The following is a 20,478-nucleotide window of genomic DNA, read 5'->3' as shown; positions in this document are numbered from 1 at the left end:
TTGCGACGTTTTCCTACAAGGCGAGCCGAAGCCGGTCGGGTGGATGCGCTCGGGACCCGGCGCTACATGAACGCATGTCCGTTCATTCGCAAGGAGTCCGCATGTCGAATTCGCAGAACGACCGCAAGGGGCAGACCGAGCACAACAAGGCCGGCCACCAGCCCACCACCCAGCGCAACGAACCGAAGCGCACCCCCGAGAGCCGCAGCGACCGCGAGAGCAAGGCCGGGGCCGGAAACCAGGCGCAGGCGAGGCGGGGCGGGCCGGGCGGGGGGCATTGATCGACGGGCGCTGAGGCTCAGAGCAGATCCTGGAGCTTCGCCCGCAGGCGGCTGATCGCCTGGCTGTGCAGCTGGCACACGCGCGACTGGCTCACCTCGAGGATGGCGCCGATCTCGCGCAGGTTGAGCTCCTCCTCGTAGTAGAGGTTGAGCAGCAGCCGGTCGCGCTCCGGCAAGCCGGAGATGGCGTCCACCAGCTGGTGGCGAAAGCCGCTCTCCAGCAGTTGGGCCAGCGGATCGTCGCCCTCGCCACCGCGCTCGCTGCGCGCCTCGCCCGCATGGCGGTCCAGGAAGGGGCTGTCGCCCTCGCCGTCCGCAGAGAAGTCCTCGACGTAGAGCAGCTGGCAGCCCTGGATCTCCTGCAGGAGGCCCTGGTAGGCCTCCAGCGTCATCTTGAGTTCCTTCGCAATTTCGCCCTCGGTGGGCGCGCGGCCGAGCCGGTGCTCCAGCGCCTGGACCGCGGCCTCGACCTTGCGCGCGGACTGGCGCAGCCCGCGCGAGCCCCAGTCGTTGGCGCGCAGCTCGTCGAGCATGGCGCCGCGGATGCGCTGGCTGGCAAAGGTCTCGAACTGCGCGCCGCGGTTGTCCTGGTAGCGCGTCGACGCATCGAGCAGGCCGATCATGCCGGCCTGGATCAGGTCGTCGAGCTCCACGCTGGCCGGCAGCTTGGCCAGCATCTGCAGCGCCATGCGGCGCACCATCGGCTGGTGCTGCTTCAGCAGATGGGACTTTTCAATGGTTCCCTGTGCGGTGTACACGGTGGTCCTTTTTCCTTCTGCAAATGGCCGTGGCGTCAGCAGGCCGCGGCGGTGTTCTTGCCCGGCATGCCGGGCGCGGTTTGCGGCGCCAGGCTCGCGCCCGGTCGCCAGGGCCACTGGCCCATCTCATCGGCGATGCGACGGCAGTCGGCCGCCGCCGGGCTGCCCGGATAAGCCTCGACCACGGTGCGGCGCAAGCGCCTGGCGTCGGCCATGTGGGGCTCGGCCCGCACCCAGCCGGCGGGCTGCAGCGAGACCGCGAGGTAGCGGCTGCCCGCCTGGGCCAGGTTGCGCGCGACCTGCTGCGCCGCCGCGGGCTCGGCCACGCCGTTGACCAGAAAGCGAAGCTGCCGCAGCGCGTGCGCGTAATGCAAGTGCTTGATACCGGCGTAAGTGGCGGTGATGGAGGCGGCATGCGGCTGCATCACCAGCACCAGCTCGTCGGCCGCCTCGGCCAGCGCGGAGAGCCGGCCTTCGCGGTCGAGCGCGGCATCGACCAGGATGAGGTCGCCCTGCCACAGCGTGCGCGGGTCGCGACAGCCGGCAGGCGTGCGCGGCACCGCCGGCAGCACCTCGACACCACAGGGCGCATGCGCCGCCGCGCCCTGCAGGCTGCGACGTCCGGCGGCCACGTCGGCCAGCGTGCCTGCGGCGTCGATGCCCCAGGCGGCGCAGGCCGTCCCGGCGCCCGTGCCATGCTCGTCGAGCAGCAGCACGTCCCTGCCCTGGCAGGCCAGGGCCGCGCCCAGGTTCATCGCCACGCTGGTGACGCCCACGCCGCGTCCCATGCTCGCGAAGGCGAGCACGCGGGTGCGCGTCTGCGCCAGCAGGCGGCGCAGGCCGTCGGCCTGATCCGAGACCACCTTGCTGCTCACTGCGCATCCTCCGCGCTGCGCGCTGCGGCATTCGTCCCGCGAGGGGCTCTTCGATTCATGTGCCCAGCGCCTCCAGCAGCAGGAACAGCTTGGCCACGCCTTCGTAGAGAACGTTGCCGGACGGCGTGCGGTCGGGCCGCAGGCGCCGCCCCGTCAGCTGGCTCAGCAGCACGCGCGTCCGTCCTGCCCATTCGCCCTGGGCCTGCAGCAGGCGCCACACGGTGGTGCTCGCCTGCCCGGCGATCAGCACGCGCTTCATCATCTGCGGGTCGCCCAGCTCGCCCAAGCCACCCACGAGTTGGAGGCCTTGCCGGATCAGGCGGAAGCAGGGCTCGGCCTCGACGGCCCAGGCCTGCCATCGCGCGAGCTGCGCGGCGCCGACCTCGACGCCGATGTTCGACAGCAGATAGGCCTGCGCGAGGATCTTGCGGGTCTTGGGCTCCATCACGCGCGTCACCACGCAGCGCAACATCGGCAGGCCGTGCTCGCCGCGCAGCAGCACCTCGGCATGCGCTTCGGCCTGCAGCGCCGGCTTGCCCTTGAAGCGCACGGCATGCGGCTCGCCGAAGTCCAGCGCCAGCCGCGCCAGGGTGCTGCCGCGGCCGGCGGCCGCGTCGGCGATGGCGGTCGAGCCCGGCGCACGCGCCAGCCAGCCCAGCCCGCGGGCCTGCATGCCGCCCATGAACTCGAGGGTGGGCAGGCGCGGCAGCAGGTGGACGACCGGCTTGCCGAAATCCTGCTGGGCCAGCCATTGCAGCGGGCGCTGCCCGGGCTTGCGCGCCGCCTCGCCGGCCGTGCGTGCGCCGGCGGTGGAAAGCCACTGATTGGGCGCGGCCAGGGGCCGGCCGTCGCGGTCCGACAAGAGCAGACTGCCCTCGCATGCAAAGGCATCGCCGCCCTCGTTCGACTTGAGGCCGAGCTGCCCGCCGAGCGCCAGCACATGGCGGTCGCAGCCGGTGGCGATCTCGCTCCAGGCATGGGCCTTCAAGGATTGCAGCACCGACTTGTGCAGCACGTTCTCGTCGCCTGCCATGCGCCACAGCTCGCGCGCCGCGTCGAAGCCCAGGTCGGCATCGGCGAGCGCCTTAGAGGCCCAGGCCACCTCCTGCGCATCGTGAGCCATGGCATCGATGAGCTGCTGGTATTTCCTCCGAAGGCGCTCGGTCTCGGCTTGCGCCTGCGCCACCTGCGATGCACCCTCGGCGGGCGCCGGCCGGTCCTGCAGGTCGCTCTCGCCAGGCACGAAGAGCGCGCTCGGCGCCTTGGCCTGGAACACGCTGTCGACCAGCGCGGCGCGGTCGGCCGGCGCCAGGTTCTCCGGGACCTTCTGGCCGCTGGAGACGTAGTGCACCGGCAGCCGGTGGCGGATCACCGTGTCGATGAGCGCCCCCGGGTGCGTGGCCTCGTCCACCTTGGTGAAGATGCAGCCGGCCAGCGCATTGCCGCTGCCGGCGTCCCCGTGGCGGTAGGCATGGACCACCTCGTTGAGGGTGTCGCCATGGCTGGTGGCATTGAGCAGCAGCAGCCGCTTCACCGGCCGCGCGCTGCTGCCGAGCATGGCAATCTGCTCCGAGACGGCGCGGTCGCGCTGACTCATGCCCACGGTGTCGATCAGCACCATGTGCTTGTTGCGCAGGTCATTGAGCACCAGCTGCAGGTCGGTCGCATCCTTCACCGCATAGACCGGCACGTTGAGGATCTGGCCGTAGATGCGCAGCTGCTCGTAGGCGCCGATCCGGTAGCTGTCGGTGGTGACCAGCGCCAGCTTGTCGGCCCCGAAGCGCATCACGCAGCGCGCCGCAAGCTTCGCGGTGGTGGTGGTCTTGCCGACGCCGGTGGGGCCCATCAGCGCATAGACGCCGCCCTCGGCGAGCAGCGCATCCTCGTCGTCCATCACCGGCAGGGTGCGGATCAGCTCCGAGCGCACGAAGGCCATGCCCTGGGCGTAGCTCTGGTTGGCCGGCAGATGCTCCAGCATGGCCTTGGCGAGGCGGGCACTGAAGCCGGCGCCCAGCAGCGTGCGCAGCAGGCGCCCGCGCATCGGGTCGCGGCGCTGGCGGTCGTTCCAGACCACGGTGGCCAGCTGCTCCTCGATCATGCCGCGCATGGAGTGAAGCTCGCTGAGCACCGGGTCGGCATGCGGCGTCGCAGCCGCCGGTGCTTCAGCCGCGGCTGCGAAAGTCATGGTGGGCGCAGCGGACATGGCCTGCTGCAGCAAGGGCGTGACGGGCACCGCGGGGCGATAGGGCACGGAGGGCATGAAAGGCATCGGCGGCATCGAAGGCACCGGCATCGGAGCGGGCATCGCGGCGGTCGGCACCGGCGCAGGCACTGCGGCGGCAGGCCTGGGGGCGGGCGCGGGGTTCGCCGCCGAGGCCACCGGCGCCTGCATTGCAGCAGATGCGACGGGCCCGGCCATCGCGGCAGGCGCCGCGTGCTCCGCCACCTGCTCCATCTCCTCCGGCGCCATGGCGACGATCTCGACCCCTTCCGCGACGACGCGGTTGGTCAGCACCATCGCCTCCGAGCCCAGTGCTTCGCGGGCCAGCCGCAGCGCCTCGCGGCTGGTGGCGGCGACGAACTTCCGTGCGGCGCTGCGCACGTCCGTGATGATGTTCAAACTCTTCCTCCGATGGTGGCGGTGATCTTGATGTGGCGGGAATCAGGGATCTCGGCATGCGAGAGCACCTTGAGCTGCGGCAGGCTGCGCCGCAGGAAGCGCGAGAGCAGCACGCGCAGCGGGTGCTGCACCACCAGCACCGGCACCAGGCCCATCTGCTCCTGGCGTGCCATCGCGGCCTGGGTCTGCGCGAGCAGGTTGTCGGCCAGGCCCGGCTCGATGCCGCTGTTGCTGGTCAGCGCCTGCTGCAGCATGCCGTCGAGCGTGGGGTCGAGGCCGAGCACCTGCAGCTCGGCGTCGCCCGGGAACAGCTGCTGCACGATGGCGCGGCCCAGCGCCAGGCGCGTGAGCGAGGTCAGCTCGGTGGCGTCCTTCACGGTCGGCGCGTGCTCGGCCATCACGTCGAGGATGGTGCGCATGTCGCGGATCGGCACCTCTTCCTCGAGCAGGTTCTGCAGCACCTTGTGCAGCGTGCTGAGCGTCAGCACCTTGGGCACCAGGTCCTCGGTGAGCTTGGGCGCGGTCTTGCCGACCTGGTCGAGCAGCTGCTGCACTTCCTGGCGGCCCAGCAGCTCGGCCGCGTGGGTCTGGATCAAATGGTTGAGGTGCGTGGCCATCACCGTGCAGGCGTCGACCACCGTGTAGCCGAACACCTGCGCCTGCTGGCGCTGGCTGGCGTCGATCCACACCGCGGGCAGGCCGAAGGCCGGGTCCTGCGTGGGCGTGCCGGGCAGCGTGCCAGTGGCCTGGCCGGGGTTGATCGCCATCCACTGGTTGGGATAGGCCTCGCCGCGCCCGATCGCCACGCCCTTCAGGCTGATGATGTAGCTGTTGGGCTGGATCTCGAGGTTGTCGCGGATGTGCACCACCGGCACGAGAAAGCCCAGCTCCTGCGCGATCTTCTTGCGGATGCTCTTGATCCGGCCCAGCAGTTCGCCCTGCTGCGACTGGTCCACCAGCGGGATCAGCCGGTAGCCGACTTCCATGCCCAGCGGGTCGACCAGGGCCACGTCGTCCCAGGTGGCTTCGGTGGCCTCCGGCGCCGGTGCGGCGGCCGCGGCCTTGGCGGCGGCCGCCTGCTCGGCCTGCTGCGGCGCGCGCAGCAGCAGCCGGCGGCCGAACCCCACGAGGCCGCCCGCGATCAGCAGGAAGGCCACGTTCGGCATGCCGGGGATCATGCCCATCAGGCCGATGATCGCGGCCGTGAGGAACAGCACCTGCGGGTTGGAGAACAGCTGGCCGGTGAGCTGGCGTCCCACGTCCTCGTCGGTGGTCACGCGAGAGACGATCACGCCGGCGGCGGTCGAGATCACCAGCGCCGGGATCTGCGCCACCAGGCCGTCCCCGATGGCCAGCAGCGTGTAGGTCTTGCCGGCCGTCGAGAAGTCCAGCCCGTGCTGCACCACGCCCACCACCAGACCGCCGATGATGTTGATCACCATGATCAGCAGGCCGGCGACGGCGTCGCCGCGCACGAACTTGCTGGCGCCGTCCATGGAGCCGTAGAAGTCGGCCTCCTGCGCGACCTCGGTGCGCCGCTTGCGCGCCACGTCCTCGCCGATCAGGCCGGCGTTGAGGTCGGCGTCGATCGCCATCTGCTTGCCGGGCATGGCGTCGAGCATGAAGCGCGCGCCGACCTCGGCGATGCGGCCCGCGCCCTTGGTGATGACCATGAAGTTGATCAGCACCAGGATGATGAAGACCATCACGCCGACCGCGAAGTTGCCGCCCACCAGGAAGTGGCCGAAGGCCTCGATCACCTTGCCGGCGGCATCGGGCCCCGTGTGCCCTTGCATCAGCACCACCCGCGTGGAGGCCACGTTGAGCGACAGCCGCAGCAGCGTGGAGAACAGCAGCACCGCCGGGAAAGCCGCGAAGTCCAGCGCCTTCATGGTGTACATGCTGACCAGCAGCACCATCACCGACATCGCGATGTTGAAGGTGAACAGCAGGTCGAGCAGGAAGGCCGGCAGCGGCAGCACCATCATGCTCAGGATCATGATGATGAGGATGGGACCGGCCAGGCCTTTCATCTGGGCGCCCGAGAGGCTCTGCGGCGGCAGGCGCAGGAAGGTGGCGATCGCGTTCATGCGGCGTTCGGCGTGTATTGGAGGTCCTGGGGAATGGGCAGGTCGCCCGGCGTGCGCGGCGCATCGCCACCCTCCGCGTGCCAGCGCTTGAGCTGGTAGACCCAGGCCATCACCTCGGCCACCGCGGTGTAGAGGCCGGTGGGAATCTCGTCGCCCAGGCGGGTGTGCTTGTAGAGCGCGCGCGTGAGCGGCGGCGCCTCGAGGATCGCGACCTTGTTCTCCTTGGCAATCTCGCGGATGCGCTCGGCCACGCGGTCCGTGCCCTTGGCCACCACGCGCGGCGCGCGCATGTCGCTGTCGACGTACTTGAGGGCCACCGCGAAGTGCGTGGGGTTGGTGACCACGATGTCGGCCTTGGGCACCTCGGACATCATCCGGCGCTTCGCCATCTGCTGCTGCTGGCGGCGGATCTGCGCCTTGATGTGGGGGTCGCCCTCGCTCTCCTTGTGCTCCTGGCGCAGGTCCTCGCGCGACATGCGCAGCTTGCGGTAGTAGCTCCACAGCTGCCAGGGCACGTCCACCATCGCGATCAGCAGCAGCGCGGCGGTGATGAGCGCGCAGTTGCGCGCCACCAGCAGGATCATCTGCGGCAGCGCGGCGCGCTCGGACTGGGCCATCAGCGCATTGACCTGGTCCAGGCCGTCCCTGATCACCAGCCAGGCCACCCCGCCGATCAGCAGCGACTTGGCCAGCGCCTTGAACAGCTCGGCGAGGGACTGCGTGGAGAACAGGCGCTTGACGCCCGCGATGGGATCGAGCTTGTCGAACTTGGGGCCCAGCGCCTGCGTCGAGAACAGCCAGCCGCCAAGCATCAGCGGCGCCACCAGCGCAGCCAGCACGAGCATGCCCATCAGCGGCGCCATCGCGACCAGCGCCTGCATGGCCAGCAGGCCGGCCTGCGTCAGCATGAAAGAGGTGTCGAAAGCCGCGGCGCGCTCGAAGCGCAGGCCATGGCCGAGCGAAGCACGAAAGTGACTGCCGAGCGGCTCGGCCATCGACCAAAGGCCGGCGACCGCGGTGGCGAGCAGAACGAAGGTGGCCAGTTCGCGAGAGCGCGCGACGTTGCCTTCCTCGCGCGCCTTCTCGAGGCGCCGCGGCGAGGCCGGTTCTGTCTTTTCGAGATCGCTTTCTTCAGCCATTCATGCTCCGGGCGAGCATCGACGGGTATCGCCGAGTCGTGGCTGATTATTCGATCGGGGGGCGCTGGACAATCACTTGATGAGGGGCAGGAATGCCCTCCAACTCGGGCGTTAGGGCCTCCTCGCCGTGCGATACTTCGCATCAAACACGACATCATTTGATGCTGTGTTTGGAACTTCCAAAAGGAGAATGCGATGCGCACCACCGTGACCTTGGACGACGAGTTGCTCACTCAAGCTCGAACGTTCACGGGCATCCAGGAGAACTCCGCGCTGATTCAACAAGCGCTCAAAGCGCTCGTCCAGAGGGAGGCCGCGCGCCGGTTGGCGCGCCTGGGAGGCAGTGCGCCGGGGCTTCAGGCAGCGCCTCGACGCAGGGGAAAAGTCGCCGATGGTCCTCGTTGACACATCCGTGTGGATCGACCACCTCGCACGAGGCGATTCGGGATTGCGATCGCTGCTGGAGGAAGGTGAAGTCCTCATGCACCCGTACATCGTCGCGGAAATCGCGCTGGGCAGCCTGACCCGGCGCGACGAGACAGTCGGCGCGTTGCAGGCCTTGCCCGAAATACCGCTGGCGCGCCATGTCGAGGTCATGGCGTTTCTTGCCAACGAGCGGCTGTTCGGCGTCGGAATCGGCTATGTCGATCTTCACCTGCTCGCCGCGACGCGCCTCGCTGTGGGCACGAAGCTCTGGACACGCGATCGACGCCTTCTGCAGGCGGCACTCAAACTGGATCTGGCCGCGTTCGCTGCACATTGAGGCCCTGAGGGGGACCGGAGTGCTCCTCAGAACCCGAGACTCTCCAACAAATCATCCACCTGCGCCTGATCCGTGACCGCCTCCGGGTTGTCAGCCTTGATCTGCGGCCCGTTCATCAGCCCGTTGCCTTGCACGGCCGCGATCTCCGGCCGCTTCTCCTTCGGCGAGTTGTCGATCAGCACCTGCAGCAGCTGCGTCTCGACCTCGTTCACCACGTCCATCATCTTCTTGATGACCTGGCCCGTGAGGTCCTGGAAATCCTGCGCCATCATGATTTCCATCAGCTGCGAGTTGATGGCGCTGGCGCGCTCGGGCACCTGCTGCAGGTAGCCGCGGGTGTCCATCACCAGCCCGCGCGCCTGGTCCAGCTCGATCGGGTTGGCGAACCACTGGTCCCAGCGCCGGCTCAGGTCCTTGGCGCCGTTCGACAGGGCCTCCTGCATCGGCTGCGCGACATCGATGGCGTTGAGCGCGCGGTGGGCCGCCCGCTCGGTCATGGTGGCCACGTAGCTGAGACGGTCGCGCGCATCGGGAATGGCCTGCGCAGCGCGCTCGACCTGCTTGTCCAGGCCCAGCTCGCGCATGCCCTCGCGCAGCTGCCGCGTGAGGTGGCCGATACGGCCGAGGAGCTCTTCGTGCGTGTTGCCTTTTTCCGCGGCGTCCGGCGTGCTGGCGCTCATCTCAAGCGCTCTCTTTCTGGAGTTTCTCGAAGATCTTGTTGAGCTTCTCTTCCAGCGTGGCCGCGGTGAAGGGCTTCACCACGTAGCCGTTGGCCCCGGCCTGCGCCGCGGCGATGATGTTTTCCTTCTTGGCCTCGGCCGTGACCATCAGCACCGGCAGCTTCGCCAGCTCCGGATCGGCGCGGATCGTCTTCAGCATGGTCAGGCCGTCCATGTTGGGCATGTTCCAGTCCGACACCACGAAGCCGAAGTCGCCGCCGCGCAGCTTCTCGATGCCGGCGGCGCCGTCCTCGGCCTCGTCGACGTTGAGGAACTCCAGCTCCTTCAGCAGGTTGCGCACGATGCGGCGCATGGTCGGGAAGTCGTCCACGACCAAAATTTTGATGCTCTTGTCGATCACGATGGCTCCAGCTTCATGGTTCAGATTCAAAGGCCCCGGCGTCACACGCGGTTGGTGCGCTCGCCGAAGGTGCGCAGGTGTGCGAGCACGCGGCGGCTCATCTCGTTCAGGGGCGACACCTCGTCGACGGCGCCGAGCAGCACCGCCTCGCGCGGCATGCCGTAGACGACGCAGCTCGCCTCGTCCTGCGACAGCGTGTGGGCGCCCGCCTGCTTCATGCGCAGCAGGCCCTCCGCGCCGTCGCGGCCCATGCCGGTGAGGATCACCCCGATCGCGTTCTTGCCCGCATGCCGGGCGGCCGAGTCGAACAGCACGTCGATCGAGGGCCGGTGCCGGTTCACCGGCGGCTCCTGGTTGAGCTGGGCCACGTAGTTGGCGCCGCTGCGGCCCAGTGCCAGGTGATAGCCGCCGGGCGCGATGTAGGCATAGCCGGGCAGCACGCGCTCGCCCTGCTCGGCCTCTTTCACATGGATGCGGCACAGGCCGTCCAGCCGCTGCGCGAAGGAGCGCGTGAAGCCGGGCGGCATGTGCTGCGCGATCAGCACCGCGGGCGCGTCGGGCGGCAGCGGCTGCAGCACTTCGCGGATGGCCTCGGTGCCGCCCGTGGAGGCGCCGATGATGATCAGCTTCTCGGTGGACAGCAGCGGGCTGCGCAGCATGGGCTCCTGCGCGCTCTCGGCCGACGCTCGCGTGGCGGCGGGCCGGGGCGGCAGCAGCCGCGCCTGCGCGGCCGCGCGGATCTTGCCGGCGATGAGCTCGGTGTAGTGAATCAGCCCGTCGCGCACGCCCAGTTTCGGCTTGGTGACGAAGTCGATGGCGCCGAGCTCCAGCGCGCGCAGCGCGATCTCGGAGCCGCGCTCGGTCAGCGATGACACCATCACCACGGGCATCGGCCGCAGGCGCATCAGCTTCTCGAGAAACTCGAGGCCGTCCATGCGCGGCATCTCGACGTCGAGCGTCAGCACGTCGGGGTGGGTCTGCTTGATGAGGTCGCGCGCCACCAGCGGATCGGCCGCGGTGCCCACGACCGTCATGTCGCTCTGGCTGTTGATGAGCTCGGTCATCACGCTGCGGATCAGCGCCGAATCGTCGACGCACAGGACCTTGATCTTCTTCACGACAGGCAGCTTCCCGTGTTCTTGTTGGCGACGGCGAGCCGCCGCAGCAGCTCGCCCTCCTCGCGCTGGACCGACTGGACCTCGCCCTGGGCACGCAGCTTGCGCACCACCGCCTTGCCGCTGTGCGGCAGCAGGCAGACGCGGCGCGCATGCGGGCCGCGCAGGTCCTGCGCGGCCACCGTGATGCGCTCGGTCTCGAGGTAGCGCAGCACGAAGTCGGCATTGCGGTCGCCGATGTTCAGCGTGGTCATGTGGGCGAGCACCGCGGCACCGCCGAAGACCTTGGCCTGGAGGCGCTCGCGCCGTGCGCCTGCCCGCAGCAGCTCGCGGAGGAGCACCTCCATCGCATAGGCGCCGTAGCGCATCGACTCCGCCTCGCCGCGAATGCTGCCGGGCTCGCCGTCCTCCGGCAGCATGAAATGGTTCATGCCCGCGACGCCGGCGTCGCGGTCGACCAGGCAGGCCGAGACGCAGGAGCCCAGCACCGTGGTCATGACGGTGTCGGCAGCGGTGACGTAGTACTCGGACGGCAGGAGCTTGACGGCCATCCGATCGAAGTCGCGGTCGAAGTAGTGGTGGCTGGCGACGGAGCCTGGGACGGCGGCGCTCATGGCCTGGACTTCCGGTTCACTTCGTAGACCGTCTGGCCGATCGCCTTGAAGTTCGGACTGACCAGCGACGCGTTCTCCGAATGCCCGGCGAACAGCAGCGCGCCGGGCTTGAGCAGCGGCTCGAAGCGGTCGAGGATGCGCTTCTGCGTGGGCTTGTCGAAGTAGATCATCACGTTGCGGCAGAAGATCGCGTCCACCGGCTCTTTCACCGGCCAGCCGGGGTCGAGCAGGTTGAGCCGCTCGAACCTGACCATGGCCGCGAGCTCGGGCCGCACGCGCACCTTGCCGGCGTTGGCGCCCGTGCCCTTGTTGAAGAAGCGCCGCAGCCGATCGGCGGGCAACCGGTCGACCTGCTCCAGCGTGAAGACGCCGGCCGACGCCTTGGCCAGCACGGCGGTGTCGATGTCGGTGGCGATCACGCGGGCCGTGGAGGCGCGCTCACCGAGTGCCTCGGCCAACGTGATGGCGATCGAATACGGCTCCTCGCCGGTCGAGGCCGCAGCGCACCAGATGCTGACCGGTTGCTTGCTGCGCTTCGCATGCTCGGCCAGCACCGGGAAGTGATGCGCCTCGCGAAAAAACGAGGTCAGATTGGTGGTCAGCGAATTGATGAAGGCCTGCCACTCCTCGCCGTCATGGTTGGACTCCAGCATCTCGAGATAGCGCGAGAACTCGGGCAGCCGCAGCTCGCGCAGGCGGCGCGACAAGCGGCTGTAGACCATCTGGCGCTTCTGCGCGCCCAGGGCGATCCCTGCGCGGCGATGGATCAGCGTGCGGATCTTCGCGAAGTCGTGGTCGGTGAAGAGGAACTCGGAGTTCACGGTCGGTGCCGGTGCAGGGCTTTCAATGTACATAGCGCTCGCCATTTGCAATGCCTCGAACAAGTGCGCAAAAGGCTTGCATCTCGGATCAGCTGTCAGGCGGATCCGGCGGGGCCCAGATCCTGGGCCCAGGCCAGCGCCGACAGGTGCGCGGCGTTGACCTGGTCGGCACTCATGAAGAGCGCCTCGGCCAGGCTGGCGGCGCGCGCGCCGTCTTCCTCGCAGCTCTCCGCCAGCGCGAGGAAAGGCCCGTACACACCCTGGCGCGACAGGATCGCCTGCTGCACCGCCTCGCTGAGCTGCACCTTGCCGAGCACCTCCTGCATGGAGACGCCGAGCAGCCGGTCGATCAGCGAGAACATGCCGACCACGAAGAGGTTGTCGGCATCCGAGGCCGGGAGCATGCCCCTTCCCATCAGCTCGACGAAGCGCCCGCGCAGGACGGCCTTCTTCATCATGAAGGGCGGACTCGCCTTGGCGTTGCTCATCGCCAGCAGCACCGAGAGCCAGCGGAACAGCGGCGCGTAGCCGAGCATGGTCACGGCGTGTCGCATCGAATGGATCTCGACGCCGGCGCCGATGGCCGGCGAGTTGATGTAGCGCAGCAGCCGGTAGGTCAGCGCGGCATCGCGCTTGAGCACGGCCTCGATCTCGCGCAGGTCCTGGTTGCGCTGGATCATCTGCATCAGTTGCACGATCAGCATCGACTCGGGCTGCAGCGCGCCATCGGCGGGCGCGTCGTCCTCGCCGGGCTGGAGGCGCGGTCCGTCGACGAACACCTCCAGCTGCTGTGCAGCGGCGGCATCGAAGTCCTCCCATTCGCCCATGCGCGTGACGATGAGCTGCAGCGGCGGCAGGCCCGGCCGCGGCTCGCCGCGCAGCCGCTCCACCAGCGCGCGGTCGCCTGCGCCCACGTCGAAGTGGGTCAGGAGTGCGCGCAGTTCTTCCTCCTGCGGCAGCGCGTGGGCGCCGCAGAGCATGAAGTGAAAGCCCTGCTCGCGCAGGAACAGCACGATGGGCCGAAGCTCCTCGTTCACGAGGAGCTCGAGCGTCGCGCACAGCACGACGTTCTCGGGCGGAAGCAGCTGCAGCTCTCCGGTCACGATCGACTCGGCGGTGACATCGACGAACAGCAGGGTGCGTCCGAGGGCCCATCCGGTCTTGGGCGCATTGAGATGCTTGCCGACGCAGGTCATGAGCGCCTTGAACTGCGCGAGGCCGTCCGCCGCCTTGTCCGGCGCGGCCGCGTGCCAGGCGAGCCGATAGCCCATGACGCGCTTGCCCGCATCGAGCAGCTGGGCGTAGGTCACGTAGCCGCTGGCGTCGCGTTCATCGGCGGCGGGCACGTGCGCGGGCATGGCGTTGCCGCTGGATTCCTGGCGGCGGAAGAAGTCGAAGCGCATGGCGTGGGTCTCCCGTGCGCTCAGGCCGCGATCGCGTGCGTCCTGGACGCGATCGCCAGCGCGGCGGCACTGGCCGCCCGGGCCCGCTGAATGCGCGGCATGGCGCCGACGTCGATGATGAAGGCCACGCTGCCATCGCCCAGGATGGTCGCGGCCGAGATGCCGGGCACCTTGCGGTAGTTGGTCTCGAGGTTCTTCACGACGACCTGGTGCTGGCCGAGCAGCTCGTCCACCAGCAGCGCGAAGCGCGCGTCGTCGGCCTGCACGATCACCAGGATGCCCTGCGTCGGTTGGGTTTGCGCGCCGGCCACGTCGAACACGCGGTGCAGCTCGATCAACGGCAGGTATTCGCCGCGCACCTTGATCACATGGCCGTCGGCGGTGATCGAGTGCAGATGCTCCGCCTGCGGCTGCAGCGATTCGATGACATAGCTCAGCGGCAGGATGTAGGCCTCCTCGCCGACCTTGACCGACATGCCGTTGAGGATGGCGAGCGTCAGCGGCAGCACGATGCGGGTGGTGGTGCCGCGGCCTTCGCGCGAGCTGATCTCCACGTGGCCGCCCATCTCCTGGATGTTGCGCTTGACCACGTCCATGCCCACGCCGCGGCCCGAGATGTCGGTGACCTGCTCGGCGGTGGAGAAGCCGGGCGCGAAGATCAGCTGCCACACCTCCTCGTCGGGCATGCCGTCGCTCACCGCCAGGCCCTGCTGGCGGGCCTTCGCGAGGATCTTGCCGCGGTTCAATCCGGCGCCGTCGTCGCTGACCTCGATCACGATATTGCCGCCGTGGTGCTGGGCGGACAGCAGCAGCTGGCCAGTGGCTTCCTTGCCCTTGGCCAGGCGCAGCTCGGGCGTCTCGATGCCGTGGTCCAGGCTGTTGCGCACCAGGTGCGTGAGCGGGTCCACGATGCGCTCGATCAGGCCCTTGTCGAGCTCGGTTTCCTTGCCGTAGGTGTCGAGCCGCACCTGCTTGCCGAGCTTGGCGCTGACATCGCGGATCACGCGCGGGAAGCGGCTGAACACATAGTCCATCGGCATCATGCGAATGGACATCACCGACTCCTGCAGATCGCGCGCGTTGCGTTCCAGGTGGCCGAGGCCGCTCAGGAAGCGCTCGTAGGCCACCGGGTCCAGCATGGTGGCGGCCTGCGTCAGCATCGACTGCGTGATCACCAGCTCGCCGACCAGGTTGATCAGCTGGTCGACCTTCTCCACGTCGACGCGGATCGAGCTCGACTCCTTGGCGTTCGCCGCGGCCGGTACGCCGGCGGCGGCCACCGCCCTGGGCGCCTGGACTTGCAGGCTTTCCGCGGCCGCGGGAGCCGAGGCTTCGGCGGCCGGTGCCGCGGCTTCGGGCGCCGCCGCCTCGCGCGTGATCTCGATCTGCGATTCGTCGATGACGAAGCAGCACACCGCAATGATGTCGTCGGGGCTGCAGGTGGTCTCGAGCAGCACGGTCAGCTGGTCGCCGGAACGCGTGCGCGACAGCAGCTTGCCCAGGTTGCCCAGCTCGTCGGCGAGCAGTTCGCATTCGCTCTCGGACAGGCGCGAGAAGCGCACGCGCAGCGCGCTCTGCGCCGCGGACGCCGACGGCGTGGGCGCGGCGGCTGCCACCGGGGCTGGCGCCGGCGCCGGCGCAGGCGCGGGCTCGGCGGCGCCGTTCTCCAGCGCCAGCTGTCGCAGTACGGCGCAGATGTGCGCCACCCTCTCAGGCTCCGGTTCTTTGCCCGCCTGGTAGGCCGTCAGTTGTTCTTGCAAGGCGTCCTTCGTTTCCAAAAAGGCATCGATCATCGAAGCGTTCAGGTTCAGCTGGCCATGGCGCGCCCGGTCCAGGAGGGTCTCCAGCAGGTGCGTGGTGTCTGTCAGCGCAGCGAAGCCGAAGGTGGCCGCGCCGCCCTTGATCGAGTGCGCGGCGCGGAAGATGGCATTGAGCTGCTCGTCATCGGGCGACGCGACGTCGAGTGCGAGCAGCAGCTGCTCCATCTCGGCCAGCAGCTCGACCGCTTCGACGAAGAAGGCTTGTGTGAATTGACTGAGGTCCATGGATGCTCCGTGTCCGGCTTCTTCAGGCGGGCTAGTTCTTCTGCAGCGACGGCTTGTACGCCGTCACCTTGATGTTGTCGGGCGGCGGCAGCGCGGGCCGCGGCGAGAGGCGACCGGCACGCGTCGTTCCGACGGCGGCGTCGCCGCTGTTCTCGCGCTCGATCTGCTGCTGCGTGCGGTGGTTCAGCACGATGATGCTGATGCGGCGGTTGATCGGATTGCGCGGCTCGGCCTTGTCCAGGTGCATGCTGTCGGCCAGGCCGACCACGCGCAGCACCTTGTCCTCGGCCATGCCGCCCATCACGAGCTCGCGGCGCGACGCGTTGGCCCGGTCGGCCGACAGCTCCCAGTTGCCATAGGAGCGGTCGCCGTTGGTGTAGACGACGGCGTCGGTGTGGCCCGACAAGGTGATCTTGTTGGGCAGTTCCATGAGCACCGGCCCGATCTCGCGCAGGATGCCGCGCACGTGCGGCAGCAGCCGCGCGCTGGCCAGATCGAACATCGGGCGGTTCTCGTTGTCCACGATCTGCAGGCGCAGGCCCTCGGTCGTGATGTCGATCAGGATCTGCGAACGGAACTGCTTGAACACCGGGCTGTTCTCGATCAGGTCGTCCAGCCGCTTCTTCATGCTGGCCAGGCGGTCGGCATCGGCGGTGTCCTCCATGTCGGCCTGCGCCAGGCGGACCTCGCCGTCGACCTGCGTGACCGGGTCCATGCCGCCGCCGGGAATGACGCTGGTGCTGGTGCTGCTCTTCTCGCCGCCGTTGATCGCCACTTTCAGCGGCATGCGGAAATGCTCGGCGATGCCTTCGCGCTGCTTGGGCGAGGCATTGGACAGCAGCCACATCACGAGGAAGAAGGCCATCATGGCCGTCATGAAGTCGGCATACGCGATCTTCCAGCCGCCGCCGTGATGGCCGCCGCTGCCGTCACCGGCAACGCGCTTGACGACGATGCGCCCCTTGTCTGCGCTCATGTCCTTGCCCTCGCGATCTCATCGAGCCTTGACTTCGCGCACATGGCTGTCGAGCTCGGTGAAGGTGGGCCGCTCGGTCGAGAACAGCACCTTGCGGCCGAACTCCACCGCCAGCTGCGGCGCATAGCCGTTGAGGCTGGCCAGCAGCGTGACCTTGGCGCACTGGTACATCTTCATGGCCTCGGCCACCTTCTGCTCGATCAGCGAAGCCAGCGGCGACACGAAGCCATAAGCCAGCAGCACGCCGAGGAAGGTGCCGACCATGGCGTGGGCGATCAGCGCGCCCATCTCGGCAGGCGGCAGGTCGGCCGAGCCCAGTGCATGGACCACGCCCATCACCGCGGCCACGATGCCCAGTGCCGGCAGCGCGTCGGCGATGCGCGAGAGGCTGTGGCTCGGCACCTCGGCCTCGTGCTTGATGGTCTCGATCTCGTGATCCATCAGGGCCTCGATCTCGAAGGCGTCGGTGTTGCCGCTGATCACCAGGCGCAGGTAGTCGCAGAGGAACTCCATCATGCTGGGGTCGCCCAGGATGTTGGGATAGCGCGCGAAGATCTCGCTGGAGGCCGGCGCTTCGACGTCGGTCTCGAGCTTCATCATCCCTTCCTTGCGCGCCTTGGCCAGCAGCTCGTAGAGCAGCGCCAGCAGGTCCATGTAGAGCTGCCGGTTGTGCTTGGACGAGCGCAGGAGCAAGGGCAGCTCCTTGAGGGTGGCCTTGATGGTCTTGCCGTTGTTGCCGGCGATGAAGGCGCCGAGGGCGGCGCCGCCGATCATCAGCAGCTCCACCGGCTGGAACAGGACGCCGAAGTGGCCGCCCATCAGGGCATAGCCGCCGAAGACGGCCCCCACGACCACCAGATAGCCAACCAGAACCAGCACGCGCTTCCCCTCTGCCCCTCAGGGCATCGAACCGAGAACCTGCCTTCAGGGCAGGACCGTCTGCGGTGCCCGTTCGATGGGCGCCACCTCCGGTTTATCGGCAGGGGAAGCCAGTTTCTGAAGTCCGGTTTCGTTCGTGGTGCCTGCGCAGGCACGCTTCGCGCCGCGCACCTTGCCCGCGCGCGATGGCGGGCGGCACAGGACGCACACGTAGCCGTTCTTGCTGTCGTGGGCGTGCGCCACGAACCGGCCGCCGCAACGGCAGCAGGTGCTCAACTGCAGCATGTCGCTGTTGAAAAAGCGCACCATGGTGTAGGCACGCGTGAAATCCAGCACACTTTCTCCGCCCAGCGATTCAATTTGCTCCATATAAAGGCGATAGCTCTTGATCAGCGCCTGCAAGCCGCTCTCGTTCGCGTGCGTCAACATGAATTGATACATGTTGTAAAACATCGACGAATGAATATTGGCCAGCCACGTCATGTACCAATCGGTGGAAAAAGGCAGCAATCCCTTGGGCGGGGAAACTCCCCTGAGTTCCTTGTAGAGGCGGATGAGCCGTTCGCGGCTCAGGTCCACCTCGGCTTCTAGGAACTGCAGGCGCGCCCCGAGCTCGATGAGCTCGATCGCCAGCTGGACCTCACGCACTTCGCGCAGCACGCTTTTCTGCGTGGCCCGGCTGCCCCCGGCCGACGGGGCCGACATATCGTCAACAGCGCTGCGAGCACCCTGGAGCGAGCGCGCGCCGCTCATGCCACCGCGCCGGCTTCACGCATCTGGAGCCGTCGTGCCGACATGAGGATCGACATGTGGGCTTGCTGCAGCAGGGAGTCTTTTTCCTCGCCGACGACAGCCGACATCGAGGGATGGTCGTCCAGGCGGAAGCTGCACAGCAAGAAGTTCGAGGTCGCCAGCTTGAGGATCTGGGCGAGCGACATGCCGGCCAGCATGTCGGCCAATTCGCGGCTTACGCCCAGCTTGAGCATGGCGGCCGCGCGGTCGTGCTTGACGAGCTTCTGCGCGAGCAGCATGTAGGCAAGATTGATGTCCCCGATTTCTTTTGAAATGTCGCCGTTTGCCTCGTTCATAACCTTATCCATTTCCACTTTTGCACTCCATTCCATCAAGACTCGAGTGTATGCAGCCTGCTTATGATTTGTAACTTTGGCTGGTTTATGTTCGGGGAAGTGAGGAATAAATTACGGACTTTGTACGCCTTGTCCTACAACACGGTCATCCGGGCGTTTGCCGCTTGAGCAAAACTCATGTTTTTTCATAAAAACGGGACCGTCTAATACGACAGAAGAAAGTAGTAATTTTTGCCTCCCACAATTAAGGCCGCGACCGGCAGAGCAACAAAAGTATTAAATTAACTTCGCCCGGGACTTCGCTGAACGGCGGCATCCTCGGCCTGTTCCAAGCCATGGATCCAGGCCATCACCTCAGCCACCGCCAGGTACAGCTCGGGCGGGATCTGCTGGTCCAGGTCGACCTGCATCAGCAGTCGGATCAGGTCGGGCGAGGCATGGACGTAGAGCCCGTTGTCGCGGGCCTCGCGCATGATCGATTCGGCCACCACGCCGTAGCCCTTGGCCACGACGATCGGGGCCGGCGCCTTGTCCGGGTAAGAGAGGGCGACCGCGCTCGGGCGTTCGCTGCCGGCCGCGGTCATCGACCCGCCTCCGGCTTCGTCGCTGCGCTGCTTCGCTCGCGGATCTGCAGCCCTTGCAGCCGAAGCCCCGCCGCCTCGAAGCGCTGCTCGAGCGCGGAGCCGTGCGAGCGCATGCGGCTCGCGGCCATGGCTTGGCTCGCCACGAACCGGCCCTGCACCACACCGCCGGCGAGCGAAAGCCGCAGCTCGACTGCGCCCATGCGCGGCAGTTCCAGCGACAGGGTCGTCGTCCAGCGCCGCGGCGCCTGCTCTTGCGCGTCGTCGCCCTCGCGGGCGCCCTCCTCCTGGATCGACCAGTCCATCGCCACTGCAGGCCAGGCCTGGCCGGTCCAGCGGAAGATCGCGGTGGCCAGCAGGTCGAGCTGCTGGTGCACCACGGTCGCGGTCTGAGGATGAATGACTTCGCCCGCCCCTGCTGACGGCGCGGCGAACGGGCCCAGCCCGACAGCGGCGCGGCCATGCCGGGCGGCCAGCGTCTCGGCGGGTTGCTCGGACATCGCCTTGAAGGGCGCCGTGATGGAGGCGGCTTCGCCTGCACGGTAGGCCGTGCGCACGCGCTCGGCATCGAGGGCCGGCACTGCGTCAGCGCTGCCGGAAAAGGATGGCATCGCCTCCTGCATGACCGCGCCCCGAGGGTCCTGCGGGGGCCATGACGCGACGGCCTCCCTGCGATCCGCAGCACTCCCCGCCGGCGCGTCTGCAGCCATCGGCAGCGAGGGCGCGGGCATGGTCCGCACCGTTGCCGCCGCCCCGGCCGCAGGCGCGGCCTCGTGCGCCAAGCGCGCCGCTGCATCCACGCCGGTGACAGGCGCAGCCGCATCGCCGCGCGCCGGCATCGAAGGCGCCCAGCGCGCCTGCGGCTCCTGTGCCATCTGGGCCAGCGTGCGCGTACCCGTGGCGAACTGAATCAGATGGGACTCGTAGAAGAGTCCGCTGCGATCCACGGCCTGCGCCAGTGCGCCCGCCAGCACCGCCCCCGCAGGCGCCTCTTGCGCGGCAGGCCACAGCGGCAACGCTGCACGAACCGGCCCTGCGTCCGGGAGCTCCGCCAGCAGCGCACCGATCACCCGCGCCGCCGCGGACAGCTGCGCCGCGCCGGGCGCCGCGGCCGCCGCCTCGCCCGGTGCCGGGGGAGCGGACAGGCCGGCCGGCAGCTGGCGCCCCAGCGCGAGGTGGGAAGGAAGGCGGACATCGTTGACGACGGGACTGATCTGGACCACCGGCCCGGCGGCTGCGTCGGTCGCGACCTGCCCCTGCTGCAGCGCGACCAGCGCCAGCCGCGGCGCGAGCTTCGCGGCCAGCAATGTGTTGTCGACCGGGGCGCCGAGCTTGTTCATGCCGGTGGAT

At 68.3% G+C, this 20,478-nt stretch carries 21 protein-coding genes; 3 read left to right on the top strand and 18 right to left on the bottom strand.

Going from position 1 to position 20,478, the window contains the following annotated elements; translation table 11 throughout:
* Positions 1 to 101: 101 nt before the first annotated feature.
* Positions 102 to 281 carry a hypothetical protein gene (locus tag J2739_RS13355; protein ID WP_309902364.1) on the top strand — a complete coding sequence of 60 codons (180 nt, stop codon included), beginning with the start codon at positions 102 to 104 and terminating at the stop codon, positions 279 to 281.
* A 17-nt stretch (positions 282 to 298) separates the two neighbouring features.
* On the opposite strand, the gene J2739_RS13350 is transcribed toward J2739_RS13355, so the two are convergent.
* The 5 genes from J2739_RS13350 to flhB are packed head-to-tail and all read right to left on the bottom strand — an operon-like array spanning position 299 to position 7,763.
* Entirely contained in the window at positions 299 to 1,039 is a 741-nt protein-coding gene (locus J2739_RS13350; RefSeq protein ID WP_309902362.1) for an RNA polymerase sigma factor FliA, read from the bottom strand.
* A gap of 35 nt (positions 1,040 to 1,074) precedes the next feature.
* Complete coding sequence (locus J2739_RS13345; RefSeq protein ID WP_309902361.1) at positions 1,075 to 1,914, bottom strand: MinD/ParA family ATP-binding protein; 840 nt, start codon at positions 1,912 to 1,914, stop codon at positions 1,075 to 1,077.
* Between the two features lie 55 nt (positions 1,915 to 1,969).
* Positions 1,970 to 4,534, bottom strand: a complete 2,565-nt coding sequence (gene flhF / locus J2739_RS13340) for a flagellar biosynthesis GTPase FlhF (protein ID WP_309902359.1) — start codon at positions 4,532 to 4,534, stop codon at positions 1,970 to 1,972.
* Complete coding sequence (gene flhA, locus J2739_RS13335; protein ID WP_309902357.1) at positions 4,531 to 6,624, bottom strand: flagellar biosynthesis protein FlhA; 2,094 nt, start codon at positions 6,622 to 6,624, stop codon at positions 4,531 to 4,533. The genes flhF and flhA overlap by 4 nt, the downstream gene beginning before the upstream one ends.
* Positions 6,621 to 7,763: a flagellar biosynthesis protein FlhB gene (flhB, locus tag J2739_RS13330; RefSeq protein WP_309902355.1), complete on the bottom strand. Its 1,143-nt coding sequence runs from the start codon at positions 7,761 to 7,763 to the stop codon at positions 6,621 to 6,623. Before flhB ends, flhA begins: the two co-directional genes overlap by 4 nt.
* A 195-nt stretch (positions 7,764 to 7,958) precedes the next feature.
* Between flhB and J2739_RS13325 the strand changes: the two genes are divergently transcribed.
* Together J2739_RS13325 and J2739_RS13320 are read left to right on the top strand one after the other, a co-directional pair.
* Positions 7,959 to 8,168 (top strand): type II toxin-antitoxin system VapB family antitoxin, encoded by a 210-nt coding sequence (locus tag J2739_RS13325; RefSeq protein WP_309902353.1) that lies wholly within the window; start codon positions 7,959 to 7,961, stop codon positions 8,166 to 8,168.
* Positions 8,155 to 8,526, top strand: a complete 372-nt coding sequence (locus tag J2739_RS13320; protein ID WP_309902351.1) for a type II toxin-antitoxin system VapC family toxin — start codon at positions 8,155 to 8,157, stop codon at positions 8,524 to 8,526. The genes J2739_RS13325 and J2739_RS13320 overlap by 14 nt, the downstream gene beginning before the upstream one ends.
* 26 nt (positions 8,527 to 8,552) lie before the next feature.
* Here J2739_RS13320 and cheZ read toward each other — a convergent pair whose 3' ends face one another.
* The 13 genes from cheZ to fliK form a co-directional block, all read right to left on the bottom strand.
* Positions 8,553 to 9,206, bottom strand: coding sequence for a protein phosphatase CheZ (gene cheZ, locus J2739_RS13315; protein ID WP_309902349.1), 654 nt, complete (start codon positions 9,204 to 9,206; stop codon positions 8,553 to 8,555).
* 1 nt (position 9,207) lies between these two features.
* The gene (cheY, locus tag J2739_RS13310) at positions 9,208 to 9,606 is read right to left on the bottom strand and encodes a chemotaxis response regulator CheY (RefSeq protein WP_106560497.1); all 399 of its coding nucleotides are present in this window, start codon (positions 9,604 to 9,606) and stop codon (positions 9,208 to 9,210) included.
* Positions 9,607 to 9,647: 41 nt separating this feature from the next.
* On the bottom strand, positions 9,648 to 10,724 hold the full coding sequence (locus J2739_RS13305; RefSeq protein ID WP_309902347.1) for a protein-glutamate methylesterase/protein-glutamine glutaminase: 1,077 nt from the start codon (positions 10,722 to 10,724) through the stop codon (positions 9,648 to 9,650).
* Positions 10,721 to 11,335 carry a chemoreceptor glutamine deamidase CheD gene (gene cheD, locus J2739_RS13300; protein WP_309902346.1) on the bottom strand — a complete coding sequence of 205 codons (615 nt, stop codon included), beginning with the start codon at positions 11,333 to 11,335 and terminating at the stop codon, positions 10,721 to 10,723. Before cheD ends, J2739_RS13305 begins: the two co-directional genes overlap by 4 nt.
* Positions 11,332 to 12,156, bottom strand: a complete 825-nt coding sequence (locus J2739_RS13295; RefSeq protein ID WP_309902344.1) for a CheR family methyltransferase — start codon at positions 12,154 to 12,156, stop codon at positions 11,332 to 11,334. The genes cheD and J2739_RS13295 overlap by 4 nt, the downstream gene beginning before the upstream one ends.
* 95 nt (positions 12,157 to 12,251) lie before the next feature.
* Complete coding sequence (locus J2739_RS13290) at positions 12,252 to 13,559, bottom strand: EAL and HDOD domain-containing protein (RefSeq protein ID WP_309902342.1); 1,308 nt, start codon at positions 13,557 to 13,559, stop codon at positions 12,252 to 12,254.
* A gap of 20 nt (positions 13,560 to 13,579) precedes the next feature.
* Positions 13,580 to 15,604: a chemotaxis protein CheA gene (gene cheA / locus J2739_RS13285; RefSeq protein ID WP_309902340.1), complete on the bottom strand. Its 2,025-nt coding sequence runs from the start codon at positions 15,602 to 15,604 to the stop codon at positions 13,580 to 13,582.
* 31 nt (positions 15,605 to 15,635) lie between these two features.
* Positions 15,636 to 16,580, bottom strand: coding sequence for a flagellar motor protein MotB (gene motB / locus J2739_RS13280; RefSeq protein ID WP_309902338.1), 945 nt, complete (start codon positions 16,578 to 16,580; stop codon positions 15,636 to 15,638).
* Between the two features lie 18 nt (positions 16,581 to 16,598).
* Entirely contained in the window at positions 16,599 to 17,459 is an 861-nt protein-coding gene (motA, locus tag J2739_RS13275; protein ID WP_309902336.1) for a flagellar motor stator protein MotA, read from the bottom strand.
* A gap of 45 nt (positions 17,460 to 17,504) precedes the next feature.
* A complete protein-coding gene (gene flhC / locus J2739_RS13270; protein ID WP_309903004.1) occupies positions 17,505 to 18,164 on the bottom strand; it encodes a flagellar transcriptional regulator FlhC in 660 nt (219 codons plus the stop codon).
* A 44-nt stretch (positions 18,165 to 18,208) separates the two neighbouring features.
* Positions 18,209 to 18,583 (bottom strand): flagellar transcriptional regulator FlhD, encoded by a 375-nt coding sequence (gene flhD / locus J2739_RS13265; protein ID WP_309902334.1) that lies wholly within the window; start codon positions 18,581 to 18,583, stop codon positions 18,209 to 18,211.
* A gap of 245 nt (positions 18,584 to 18,828) precedes the next feature.
* Positions 18,829 to 19,131 carry an EscU/YscU/HrcU family type III secretion system export apparatus switch protein gene (locus tag J2739_RS13260; protein ID WP_309902332.1) on the bottom strand — a complete coding sequence of 101 codons (303 nt, stop codon included), beginning with the start codon at positions 19,129 to 19,131 and terminating at the stop codon, positions 18,829 to 18,831.
* Positions 19,128 to 20,468: a flagellar hook-length control protein FliK gene (gene fliK / locus J2739_RS13255; protein WP_309902330.1), complete on the bottom strand. Its 1,341-nt coding sequence runs from the start codon at positions 20,466 to 20,468 to the stop codon at positions 19,128 to 19,130. Before fliK ends, J2739_RS13260 begins: the two co-directional genes overlap by 4 nt.
* Positions 20,469 to 20,478: the final 10 nt, after the last annotated feature.

The organism is Variovorax soli (assembly GCF_031454625.1).
Taxonomy (GTDB): Bacteria; Pseudomonadota; Gammaproteobacteria; order Burkholderiales; family Burkholderiaceae_C; genus Variovorax; species Variovorax soli_A.
The sequence above is the reverse complement of the archived record's forward strand: the minus strand, read 5'-3'. Positions and strand labels throughout refer to the sequence as shown.